This window comes from Methanolobus sp. ZRKC2 (assembly GCF_045291185.1).
In the GTDB taxonomy this organism is placed as follows: domain Archaea; phylum Halobacteriota; class Methanosarcinia; order Methanosarcinales; family Methanosarcinaceae; genus Methanolobus.
In genome coordinates, this window is record NZ_CP146980.1 from 1,538,415 (window position 1) to 1,550,867 (window position 12,453).

The 12,453-nt window shown below is 42.9% G+C and carries 12 protein-coding genes; 5 read left to right on the forward strand and 7 right to left on the reverse strand.

Annotated elements, in window-relative coordinates; genetic code table 11:
• Window positions 1–28: 28 nt before the first annotated feature.
• Both V7O62_RS07180 and V7O62_RS07185 read right to left on the reverse strand, forming a co-directional pair.
• Entirely contained in the window at window positions 29–958 is a 930-nt protein-coding gene (locus V7O62_RS07180; protein WP_406655571.1) for a hypothetical protein, read from the reverse strand.
• 330 nt (window positions 959–1,288) lie between these two features.
• On the reverse strand, window positions 1,289–1,465 hold the full coding sequence (locus V7O62_RS07185; RefSeq protein WP_406655572.1) for a hypothetical protein: 177 nt from the start codon (window positions 1,463–1,465) through the stop codon (window positions 1,289–1,291).
• Between the two features lie 59 nt (window positions 1,466–1,524).
• Here V7O62_RS07185 and V7O62_RS07190 point away from each other — a divergent pair, with 59 nt between their 5' ends.
• The 5 genes from V7O62_RS07190 (at window position 1,525) to V7O62_RS07210 (ending at window position 6,224) form a co-directional block, all read left to right on the forward strand.
• On the forward strand, window positions 1,525–2,514 hold the full coding sequence (locus V7O62_RS07190; protein WP_406655573.1) for a hypothetical protein: 990 nt from the start codon (window positions 1,525–1,527) through the stop codon (window positions 2,512–2,514).
• A gap of 123 nt (window positions 2,515–2,637) precedes the next feature.
• On the forward strand, window positions 2,638–3,159 hold the full coding sequence (locus tag V7O62_RS07195; RefSeq protein WP_406655574.1) for a hypothetical protein: 522 nt from the start codon (window positions 2,638–2,640) through the stop codon (window positions 3,157–3,159).
• A gap of 255 nt (window positions 3,160–3,414) precedes the next feature.
• Window positions 3,415–4,134 carry an NAD(P)-binding domain-containing protein gene (locus tag V7O62_RS07200; RefSeq protein ID WP_406655575.1) on the forward strand — a complete coding sequence of 240 codons (720 nt, stop codon included), beginning with the start codon at window positions 3,415–3,417 and terminating at the stop codon, window positions 4,132–4,134.
• A 227-nt stretch (window positions 4,135–4,361) separates the two neighbouring features.
• Window positions 4,362–5,690 (forward strand): glutamine synthetase family protein, encoded by a 1,329-nt coding sequence (locus V7O62_RS07205; RefSeq protein ID WP_406655576.1) that lies wholly within the window; start codon window positions 4,362–4,364, stop codon window positions 5,688–5,690.
• Window positions 5,691–6,224, forward strand: coding sequence for a GNAT family N-acetyltransferase (locus V7O62_RS07210; protein WP_406655577.1), 534 nt, complete (start codon window positions 5,691–5,693; stop codon window positions 6,222–6,224).
• A gap of 202 nt (window positions 6,225–6,426) precedes the next feature.
• Here the strand turns inward: V7O62_RS07210 and V7O62_RS07215 are convergent, their stop codons facing one another.
• The 5 genes from V7O62_RS07215 to glnA form a co-directional block, all read right to left on the reverse strand.
• Window positions 6,427–7,449: a Coenzyme F420 hydrogenase/dehydrogenase, beta subunit C-terminal domain gene (locus V7O62_RS07215; protein WP_406655578.1), complete on the reverse strand. Its 1,023-nt coding sequence runs from the start codon at window positions 7,447–7,449 to the stop codon at window positions 6,427–6,429.
• Window positions 7,450–7,454: 5 nt separating this feature from the next.
• On the reverse strand, window positions 7,455–8,201 hold the full coding sequence (locus tag V7O62_RS07220) for a hypothetical protein (RefSeq protein WP_406655579.1): 747 nt from the start codon (window positions 8,199–8,201) through the stop codon (window positions 7,455–7,457).
• The gene (locus V7O62_RS07225; RefSeq protein WP_406655581.1) at window positions 8,201–9,709 is read right to left on the reverse strand and encodes a glutamate synthase-related protein; all 1,509 of its coding nucleotides are present in this window, start codon (window positions 9,707–9,709) and stop codon (window positions 8,201–8,203) included. The genes V7O62_RS07220 and V7O62_RS07225 overlap by 1 nt, the downstream gene beginning before the upstream one ends.
• A complete protein-coding gene (locus tag V7O62_RS07230) occupies window positions 9,706–10,758 on the reverse strand; it encodes a glutamine amidotransferase family protein (protein ID WP_406658265.1) in 1,053 nt (350 codons plus the stop codon). The genes V7O62_RS07225 and V7O62_RS07230 overlap by 4 nt, the downstream gene beginning before the upstream one ends.
• A 198-nt stretch (window positions 10,759–10,956) precedes the next feature.
• Window positions 10,957–12,297, reverse strand: a complete 1,341-nt coding sequence (gene glnA / locus V7O62_RS07235; protein ID WP_406655582.1) for a type I glutamate--ammonia ligase — start codon at window positions 12,295–12,297, stop codon at window positions 10,957–10,959.
• Window positions 12,298–12,453: the final 156 nt, after the last annotated feature.

The following is a 12,453-nucleotide window of genomic DNA, read 5'->3' on the forward strand; positions in this document are numbered from 1 at the left end:
TCACATCACACAATTGCTTACTGCTATATCAATTATTCTCAAATAACGGAGAGACCCAGATATGCTTTTTTCCAGGAATGCTATCATTGCCGATGAAATAAGTTCCGTTACCGAAAAGTTCTGCTTTACCTGTTCCTGTTGCATCCAGAGAGATATTCTCTCCTGTGAGCTCCATAATAAAACCGGAACCAGACAGAGTTATGTTACCGTTCAGATTCTCGTATGATACTATCTCTCGTTTCATATCCGGCATACGAATTATTTCAGGCTCTGTTGTCTCTTCCGCTTCAATGGACAAGTCATTCTCAAAGTCCACATAAGAAATTCTTCCCTCCGAAAGGGATATTTCCACATCAAGATCACCTGAAAGGATAACAGTACCTTTTCCTTCTGCAGACAAATTACCATTGTCAGGTATCCTGACATGGGGTGCAAGGTATGGCCTGAACTCATGGAAAATATCCCTGAGCAAAAGATTGGCCCGGATGATGCTCTTCCTTGATTCTTCCAGATACTTTTGCTCCTCCTCGGAGTATTTGGATTCTGATCCGGTGATGTCTGCCTGAGTCACATTATCCGGTACATTTGCCATTTCAAGATACATCTTCGAATCTTCAACGAGCAAATTATATTCTTCCAGAAGTTTCTCCAATTTCTCAACATCATTACCTTCTGCCTTCATCCGGCGTACTGTATCATTAAGACGCAGGGAAATTATCTCTGACTTTTCTATATTGTCTTCAAGGAATTTCACATCATTAGCGTGGAAGGGTAGCTTCAAGAAGTTTCCTGATGGATTTTTATCAAATTCACGTGCGGGGTTGGGTGAAATAACAGACATAGGACCATCCCCTCTTCTTTCCCAGGGATCATTGTCACTATTGTCGGCACCAACAAAAGCCGATATTACAACAAGGGAAATAAGGAACATCAAAAGTATGACTGGTGTCCTTTTCATTAATAATCACATCTTTTGCAGTATTGCTCCGTTTTTACTTTCTGATAAACTGATTGGCCTGTTTCTGTATGATGGGCTCTTTTGAATATAAACATACTTGAAAGACACAAGAAACAATGAGTATATTTAGTGAATCTTTGAAAGGCAAATAGAGATTTTAAAACTAATTAAAGCTTTATAGTGACAAAAAATAGCATTTAACAGAAAATAGTAGCTTTTTTTCTATAAGGAATTACTTTAGAGCTTTTTGATTTGTTTGTTGGACCATAGAGCCCAATAATTGTTACCTTGATGGCTAAATAGGAAAATTGGGATTTTTCAGAACTATAGTCAAAAGAGCTTAATTAAGATTAAATGGTTTTTATAGAGCGTATTATCTTTTAAAAACTTAACAAACCTTTTTTCAAGATTTAATTTTCCAATTAAAGTCTTTGTAAGCCATATTTTTACAAGTATCCTTATATTTGAGCCTGCTAATGGAACGATTGCCACAACAGCATGGTACACACAAGCAAGCCACCAGGTTATGGCAAATGTATAGCCAATGTAAAAGGAGGAAAAAGAGAATGAAACTACAAGGAAAAAAGGTTCTGGCCTGTTTTTCACTGATGCTTATGGTACTTAGTATAGTACCATCCGGCGCAGTGGTTAACACAACTGACACGGATAGCAACGGAACATATATGCTTTCACCGGAATGCCATTTCAGGGAAAAGGGGCCATTGAGAAATGGACATGGAATGGAAAAACCGGAATTTGAAACAGAGGAAGAAGAACTGGAGTTTATGAAGGAAAGGATAACTGAAGCAACCGAAAGAAGGATTGAAAGACTTCAGAACTTAGATGAGACAGCAAATGAGAATGTAACTGAGGAATCAGTTGAAGAGAAAATAGCTGAACTTGAGACATTGATTGAAGAAGTAAACAATGCATCAACTCTTGAAGAGTTGAAGGAAATCATGGCTGAGATGAAAAGACCGGAATTTGAAACTGAAGAAGAAGAACTGGAGTTTATGAAGGGAAGGATAACTGAAGTGACAGAGAAAAAGATTGAAAGGCTTCAGAACTTCAATGAGACAACAAATGAGAATGTAACTGAGGAATCAGTTGAAGAGAAAATAGCTGAACTTGAGACATTGATAGAAGAAGTGAACAATGCATCAACTCTTGAAGAGCTGAAGGAAATCATGGCTGAGATGAAAAGGCCAGAACACAGAATGGAAAAGCCGGTATTTGAGACAGAAGAGGAAGAAATAGAATTTGTAAAGGAAAGGATTGCAGAGTCAATAGACAGAAGAATCAAGATGCTTGAAAGCATTGATCCTGAAAATTTCGAGGAACTGACAAGTGATGATATAGAGTCTATTATAAGCCAGCTTGAAGACATCAAAGCAAGTCTTGATAATGAAGACCTCACACTTGATGACCTTAAAGAGATGAAGAAAAGCATTTTCCAGATAATGGAAACTGTCAGAGAGAATATCCCTGCCCCTGAGAACAACAGAAAAAGAATCCCACACCATATGGGACCAATGGAGGAAGCAGAAGAGAACTGATCAAACAATCCTTTTCATTAGAAAGGATTGATTAAGAAGACCTTTTCGTTTAATGCCAACCAACTGCGAGATAGGGTCGCTGACCCTATCTTAACTATGAATAAAAAACTATGGGGATTTTCTATGAAATTACTGGACAGAAAAATTACGTTACCGTTTACAATTATGTTGATTCTGCTAAGCCTGACAGCACAGGGAGCATATGCCATTGATAGTAACAATACAAAGGAAGAAATACCTCCCATCGATGTGGAGGATATTAAAGAGAAAAGTCTTGAGATGATCGACAGGAACATAGAATCACTCGAATCACTACAGTCAGAAACTGATGGCAATGAACTTAACGATTCCATAGATGATCTCCTGGAACAGCTGGAAACATTGAAATCAGAACTCGAAAGTGCGGAAGAGGATGAAGCTGTCTATGAAATAAGGAGCACACTCATGACCTTGATCGAAGAAAGCCCTGAAGAGATCAAGGAAGCCCTAATGGAAAATGGAATGGGCGGAGGAAAAAGAGGTTCTGAAGGAAAAGGGATAAACGGAATGGAAGATGCAGAAGAGGAACAGCAATCTGAAACGGAAGGCGAGAACAATAGCATGTTAAGCGATCTTATCAACAAGATCATGTCACTGTTCCAATAAAATACTAAATTATTATTCTTATTTCAATTGTTCTTATTAATATATCAGAACATTAAAATGTGAAAAACATTGATTTCTTTTTTTATTGAATATTTTCAGGCCTCGGTTCCAAAACCCCGAATCAAAGGGAAATGAAGAATACTATAAATAGCATGACACTGATTAACGCAGTACTTACAGGTCAATCATAAAAGAATCAAGAGCATTGATTAATTAATTTGAAGGTAATGATCAAGACCGGAATGGAGAACGGGCATGAAAATAGCGATACTTGGAGGTACGGGCCATATAGGTAGGGGCTTTGCACTTCGTTGGGGCCGAAAACATGAAATAATTGTCGGATCCAGAAATACTGAAAAAGCCGAGGAGTTCGCTGCCGAGTACAGTGCAGTCCTCAAAAGTCATGGATATGATGCACATATCACAGGCAGAGACAATAAGGAGGCAACAAAGGAAGCTGAAATAGTAGTTATTGCTATCAGGTACAACCAGCTTCAATCTTTAATAGACCTGATAACTCCTGTGATTGATAAGCAAATATTCGTCAGTGTTGTCGTGCCCATGGAAAAGAATATGTGCTACATCAGCCCGAATGCCCAACCTCGTACCATACCTATCACAAGTGACCAGTTCAACGCCGAATATTTCTGTTTTACAATGCCTGAAGCAGGAAGTGCAGCACAGGAAATCGAAAAGATGTTACCGGAAGGGACAGAACTGGTTTCCGCTTTCCACACGGTCCCTGCGAAAAAACTTGCAAAACTTGAACTGGAACTTGATTATGACATAGGAGTCTGTGGTAATTCCGAATACTCAAAGGAAGTAGCCTTCGGGCTTGTAAGAGACATATCAAAGATGAGACCTCTTGATGTCGGACCACTTGATGCTTCCGCGATGCTGGAGTCACTTACACCACTCATCATTAATGTTTCTGCAAGGAATGATATGAAAGACATAAGTATAAAATTTGTCTGAATATTTCCTTTTCCAGCTATGATGATCAATCTTTCAATAGAAATAGCTGAACTCTACTTCAATATAAATAAAGCAAGCAGCTCTTGACTAAAATATTCAAAATTGTATTTTGAAATAAAATCAAACTTCATCTTCCGACAGGAAGGTATAACTCTATCTTCAAATAATATTCAACCGCAGTTTTGCATGGACTGCCAGGAATTAGAGGAAGCACAGTAGGCGATTGAATGATAATCAACAATAAAGACGATGTCATCAAATCTATTGAGACACACAATGTAAAGTTCATACGATTGCAATTCACTGATATTCAGGGAATAGTTAAGGATGTTGAAATCCCGGTCACACAAATAGAGAAGGCATTGACTGTAGGAATCTCCTTTGACGGCTCATCCGTCGAAGGAATGGTCAGGATAGATGAGTCTGATATGGTACTCAAGCCTGACACGAAAACTTTTGCAATTCTCCCCTGGGGAAATGAAAAAGGTGTCGTTGCCAGAATGATATGCGACATATACCTGCCGGACGGAAAAGAGTTCGAGGCCGATCCGCGCTATGTACTTAAAAAGATGATAAAAGAAGCTGAAGAGATGGGATTCCAGTTCAACGTAGGACCTGAACTCGAGTTCTTCCTTTTCACAAAAGAGAATGGCAAGGCTACAACAATCCCCAACGACTATGGTCGTTACTTCGAATTCGCTCCTACCGATCTGGCAGAGGACATCAGAAGGGATATCGTCCTTACACTGACGGACCTTAATTTTGACATAGAAGCCTCTCACCATGAAGTTGCCTTCGGGCAGCATGAAATCGACTTCAAGTACGATGATGCTCTTACTACGGCCGATAATGTAGTGACTTTCAAGTATGTCACAAGGACAATCGCAAAAACACACGGGTTGCATGCCACTTTCATGCCAAAGCCTATTGCTGCTGAGAACGGGTCAGGAATGCACATTAACCTTTCACTTTCAAAGGACGGGAAAAATGCTTTCTATGATCCTGATGCGGATATGGAAATCAGTGATGATGCAAGGTATTTTATTGCAGGGATTCTGGACCACATAAAAGCTATCTCCTGTATTTCAAACCCGCTTGTGAATTCATACAAGAGACTCATACCGGGTTATGAAGCACCTGTCTATATTACATGGTCCGGTGCAAACCGCAGTTCCCTGGTACGTATACCTTCAGCAAGAGGAAACAGTACCAGAACTGAACTCCGAAGCCCCGACCCTTCATGCAATCCTTACCTGACCTTTGCGGCTATACTTGCAGCAGGTATTGAAGGCATAAAGAACATGAAGGAACCACCAAGGATAATGGACCAGAACGTGTTCGACATGACACCGCAACAACTTAAGGAAAGGTCCATTGAGACACTTCCAACTACTATCAGCGAAAGTGCCGAATACCTGGAAAAAGATGAATTGCTAAGGGAAAAACTCGGAGCCCATGTACATGATAATATCCTCAGGCTTGCAAAAGCCGAGTGGGACGACTACAGGAAACAGGTTCATGAATGGGAAGTCAAAAGATACCTTAATGCATTTTAAATGAAAAAAGGTATAGTTATACGGGAGACTACGAGGAAAGACTTCGATACAGTCTCCCGCTTTATTGAACTTGTAGACAATGATTTTTACCCTCCCCTGTCACAGAGAGGGGGAGGAATATGTGAGAGAGTTGAGAATTCCCTTGCAACCCCTGATGCAAACTACCTTGTCGCACAACTCAGATATCCAGACATATCCGATCAACTGCAGGGATTCGTTGCAATGGTAGGCTGCACTGAAAAATGGAAGAGAGAAGACGGTGCATACATCAATTTCTTTGCAACACATCCTTCCTGCCGTAAGAATGGAATCGGTGAGCTGCTATATGCAAAGCTTGAGGAAAAACTGGTTGGTAAGGGTTTTAGGACTATATACCTTTGTACGTGGTCGGGTAACAAAAAAGCAATGAGATTCTATGAGAAGCTTGGTTATAGAGTCTATTCGATAATCCTGAACGACAGGGGAGAAGGAATCAATACTTTCAACTACAGAAAGAAATTGTCAACAGCAGAAATCTGCAAAACAATCATATAAGATAATGCTCTCGATAAGAGAGATTTTCCCCTGAAAAACATCACAAAATTACTTTCATAGCGATTGTGTGGCATTAAGACTTTATTGCCATGCCTGATCGCTTTGAACATTGAAAAAGTCCGGACACGATACCTATCGCATGGTTAGGAAGAATAGAGGAAGTGTATAGGTATCGTGCCCATAAATGTGATTTCTTTTCAGATTACTCCTCTGGCATCCTCTCAATTTTCTTTGCAGAAAGCTTTTCAATGGATTCCAGATCTGTGTTCTTCTCCAGCGTCAATTTGCCATGCTCTACAGCACTGTTAACAAATTGCCTGCCTACCTGATTCCGAATGACCAGAGTTGTAGAACCCTGCGGGCTTCCTACTGAGCCTGCGGAAAAATCGGAATTCAGTGCTGTAAAATCCGTACATATCTTACACCCGGGACGTACACAGTCATCTACTTCCTTGAGGGAAATGACAGCCATTGAGCCATCCTTAAGAGATATTTCCAGTTTACCTTTCACATCGAAATGGATGATGTCCAAGGGATCGATATGCTTCTCCGAGATCAGCTTGTCCTGTACAAGCTTCTCATAGTCAAAAGTTTCCGTACAGAATAGACCCACAACAAGACGAATATATTTCCTGAAGGGCCTGATGAGGTCAAGGTCACTCTCACGCATCTGTTGGATTGCCTGTACCACACAGGGAACTCCCACAACAGCAATATTTACGTATTTACGCTTGACAGCAGCCTCTTTCAGGGATGCCAGCAATGGTACCCACCAGTTGTAGCGGCTTCCCGCATGGTGTATAAGTGCCTCTTCTGATGTTATTACTGCTGAGGAAGGTTTCCGGCTCCATGGGTCTTCCACGACAGTTACAACCGCATCTATCATTCCCTGCTCCAATGCGTTTGAAAGAATTGCCGTGACTGCACCACCACTCTGTTTTCCCGGTATCTCAAATGATGCCTTTGCTGACACTATATCGAGATAATTGCCAAGGACCTCAGAAGGTTGTCTATCGAGTCTGGGACACACTTCATAACATGCACCGCAGGGTACATCGTCATTCACATCCTTACAATATCCACTGTTGAAAGGACGGGTTGATTCTTCACCGGTTTTAAAGTATATAGCATCAGCCGGGCATACAGCAACGCAGGCACCACATGCTGCGCACTTTCCGGTATCCCAGACTTCTGCCTTAAGATCTAGATAATTTTTACCTGCCATTTTGATCACTCCCATGTGTATTTACCTGCAAAGGGCCTGCTGCTAGCAGGAATTATTCTTGAATAATTCGTATCCAGGAAATCGGAAGCATCTATGCCAAACTTTTCACAGAATTCTTTAATTACAGGAGTTAACCTTTCCAAGTCTTCTTCAGTAAATTTAACTTTCATGGCTCCGACACCCAGCAGTTTATCGCTGACATCACCTCTGATCACAATCTCTCCACCGTGTATGCCACTTCCTATTCCACGATCCAGGACCGCTGGTTCCTGACCAATGCCAAGCACAAGGATGAGACCACCAGCCATATATTCCCCGAGGAATGCGTGGGATGTACCACCTACTGCAAGTATGGGACGCTTGTCTTCATACTCCTTCATGTGAATGCCACCACGATAGCCGATATTTCCTTTTACGAAAACTTTTCCTCCACGCATACTGTGTGCCACCGCATCACCCGCACTTCCGTGAATGATCAAAGCTCCGCTATCCATTGTATTGCCGGGAGCATGTTCAGCATCGCCGAAAATCTCGAATTCCGGACCACTCATGAACATTCCGAGGTCTCCTCCGGGAACTCCGTTGATAGTTATCTTCGCATCCCCTCTTAATCCGTTACCTATGAAACGCTGTCCCAGAACGTTATTGAGCACTATCTCCTTTGTACCTGAAGCTACTACTTCACGAATTTTCCTGTTCAGTGGAGTGTAATGCATACCTTTTACATCAATTACTAAAGGTTCCGCCATCATCAGGCCCCCACGGATTCTACTTTGAGCACATCAAGCAGACCTTCATCAAGCATGTAGCCACGCAGACGTTCACGGTTACCGCGAAGACTTTCAATGCTGTTAAGACCCGCAGCACCCATAAGTTCACTCAGTTCAAGCGTCCAGGCGTGGATGAGGTTTGCAACATGTTCAGAGCCAGTCTCAGGATCGATACGCTCGACAAGTTCAGGCTTCTGGGTAGCAATTCCCCACGGACAGAGCCCACGATAACAGTTTCCACACACGCGACATCCCAGTGCTATGAGCGATGCAGTTCCAATATAGACTGCATCGGCACCGAGTGCTATTGACTTTGCCAGATCACCACTATTGCGGATACCTCCACTGGCTATGATAGAGACCTCATTCCTGATTCCCTGGTCGTTGAGCTTCTGGTCAACTGCGGCAATAGCGGCTTCAATAGGAATACCTACATTGTCCCTGAATACCTTTGGTGCCGCACCAGTACCGCCACGGAATCCGTCAATTACCACAGCATCAGCCGATGATCTTGCGATACCTGCGGCAATCGCGGCTACGTTATGCACTGCGGCGATTTTCACGAAGACCGGTTTCTCCCAATTTGTCGCTTCCTTGAGACTGCGCACAAGCTGGGCAAGGTCTTCTATACTGTAAATATCATGATGAGGTGCAGGACTGATAGCATCCGAACCCAATGGAATCATACGGGTACAGGACACATCGTCACATACTTTCTCTCCCGGAAGGTGACCACCTATTCCGGGTTTTGCACCCTGACCTACTTTAATCTCAATTGCCGCACCACGCTCAAGGTAGTTAATGTCAACACCAAAACGTCCTGATGCGATCTGCACAATCGTATGGTCCTGATAAGGATAGATTGCTTCATGCATTCCTCCCTCACCGGTTCCCATGAAAGTTCCGGTCTTTGCAACTGCCTTTGCAAGACTGAGTTGTGCGTTAAGGCTAATGGCACCATAACTCATGTGGCCGATCATAATCGGGGTGTCAAGCTTAAGGTTGGGAGTCAGCTTCGTCTTAAGATCGATATCACCATTGTTTTTTGTAAATTCGAGTTTTGCAGGTTTCTTTCCAATGTAAGTCCTCAGCTCCATTGGCTCCCTGAGAGGATCGATACTTGGATTGGTAACCTGACATGCATCCAGTACTAGCCTGTCAAATATGATGGGATAATCAATCGCATTACCCATTCCAGCCAGGATGATCTTTCCGGAACGTGCCTGGTTAATGACATCTTCACGTGCCTCTACTGTCCAGAGTGGATGGCTGCGATAATCCACTGGCCTTTCCTGAAGCATAATAGCGTCCCTTGGACACATAGAGATACAGCGGTGGCATGCAGTACACTTTCTGGAGTCAATGATGATCTTGTCTTCTTCAATCCGGTAAACACCATAGGAGCAGTTATCGACACAACGCATACACTTCATACACTGGTCACGGTCAATGCTTATCTTGTACTTGAGAGGAACACTTCCGAGACTCATTGTGAAACCCTCCCGATAACCGGTTCACCAGCTCTTGGCATGTATATTGATTCCACATCCGGGTCCATTATACGAATTGCTGCCTCTTCACTGGAGATGTAAAGGCGTGAGCCGTTCTCTCCTACGATAAGCGGACGCAGCTTTATCCTGTCAGTGAAACCGACAATTCCGTCCTTTGTGGCAACAATTATTGCAAAGGGACCATTCATCAGTGCAGGGCCATATGTAAGGCGTAGTGTGCGCATGAATTCTTCCTTCTTCTCGGGCATCTCGTCGATCTCATCCCAGAAAGGAGGAGCAAGAGCTTCAACCACCATCTCAGAAGGAAGACCGTGCCTTCTTCCGATAAGGTCGAAAAGGTAAGCCACAACTTCCGTATCAGTCAGCATCGTACACTTGTAACCGTTGCTTTCCACATAGCGGCGGTTAGTACCATAGGATGTGATCTCACCGTTGTGGACAACCGACCAGTCAAGCAGGTTGAACGGGTGAGCTCCACCCCACCATCCGGATGTATTGGTAGGATAACGGTTGTGTGCAAGCCAGATGTAGCCCTTGTAGTCCTCTATCCTGTAGAAGTTAGCCACATCCTCAGGCCATCCTGAAGCCTTGAAGACTCCAAGATTCATCCCGGATGAAAAGACCAGAGCACCTTCCACAGTTGAATTTATGGTCATCACGAGATGGTTTACGTTATCATCATCAGGGTCTGTGGTACCCACCATCAGATCAGTATAAGGTTTGAAAAAATATCTCCAGGGAATATGTTCTCTTTTGAGATCCGGCTGTTCATATGTCGGGATCTCTTCCTGATGGACTATTCTGCCCCATTTTTGCAGAATATTGTCCACCTGGGACTTCGGTTCAAGCAGATTATCAAAAAATACGTGGATAGCGTAGCAATCTGCATAGTCGGGATATATGCCATAGGCTACATATCCGGCTCCTTCTCCACTTCCTCTTTCATCCATCAGACTAAGGGCCTTTTTAATGCTGGAGCCATCCATTCTGCCCATGTTCCGATCGATTACGCCTATAATTCCGCACATGTTGATCACTATAAGTATTTTATTCTGGGGGCCATGATATATACCCGGTATGAATTTAACCATGCAAAAATTCACAAAGGGAAAGCCCGAATTTCATGAACAACTTAATTCACGTTTTAGCAGCCGGAAAATACTGCCGGCTAAAGATACAATTTAATATATTGAATTTTTCATAAATTGGGAGTAAGGAATTTCTCCTTACAATGTACTAAGGTAGGTATCAAGCTCCCACTGGTGGACCTGAGCCTTGTAGTCATCCCACTGGGCATTCTTTGCTTTGAGATAGTTTTCGAATACGTGATCTCCAACTACTTCCTTAATGAACTCACTACCCGCCATGAGATCGATTGCCTCCTTAAGGTTGCCTGGAAGAGACTCAATACCTCTTTCTGCCCTGTCTTCTTCAGTAAGGTTGAAGATGTTGACATTAGTAGGTGCTGGTGCTTCCATCTCATTCTGGATACCGTCAAGACCTGAACTGAGCATTGCTGCAAATGCAAGATATGGGTTACATGCCGGGTCAGGACATCTTAGTTCTACCCTTGTACCAAGACCTCTTGATGCAGGGATCCTGATAAGGGAACTGCGGTTGGATGCGGACCAGGTACAGTAGATAGGTGCCTCGTATCCCGGAACAAGCCTCTTGTATGAGTTGACAGTTGAGTTTGTGATTGCAGCAAACTCACGGATATGTGCAAGGATACCTGCAATGTACTGTTTTGCAGTTGTTGAGAGCTGGTCCGGGGTGCTTTCATCGTAGAATGCATTCTCCCCATTACTCATGAGTGACTGGTTGGAGTGCATTCCTGAACCGTTTACACCGAAGAGTGGCTTTGGCATGAATGTTGCATAATAGCCCATGTGTGCTGCTATGGACTTTACAACGTACTTGAATGTCACAATGTTGTCACATGTGGTGAGAACATCACCGAATCTAAAGTTGATTTCGTGTTGTGACGGAGCAACCTCGTGGTGGGAAGCTTCCAGTTTGAAACCCATCTCCTCAAGAGCAAAGTCGATAGCCCTTCTGACATCCTGTGCCTTGTCAAGAGGTGCAAAATCAAAATATCCCCCTTTGTCTGTGAGGTTTGTTGTCGGATGGCCTTTCTCATCTAGTTCGAAAAGGAAGAACTCAAGTTCGGGACCTGTGTTCATTGTGAATCCCATTTCTGCTGCTTTTGCTATAGCCTTCTTCAGGACATATCTTGGGTCGCCTTCGAATGGCTTACAGTTAGGCCTGTATACATCACCAATAATACGTGCAACTGCACCTTCCTTTGGTCTCCATGGGAGTACTCTGAAGGTAGTTGGGTCCGGTTTGAGAATCATGTCGGATTCTTCGATCCTCGTGAATCCTTCGATTGATGAACCATCGAACATTACACCGTCTTCAAATGCACCCTCAAGATCTTCTGCAGGGATTGCCCAGCTTTTTATCATGCCGAGGGTATCGGTGAATTGGGTTCTTATAAACTTAACATCACACTCGGTTACAGCCTGTAACACGTCTTCCTTTGTTACTGGATTTGCTTTTACCATTTTGATTACTCCTTTATTCACTAGAGGTTATAAGTAACCCATTACCTATTAGCTAATATATAAAATTAATGGTTAGTTGATTTGAATACAAGTTGCCCTTACTTTCACCCCAAGGAAGAAAGAGACACTATGAATAATAAACCTGCACAATTGATG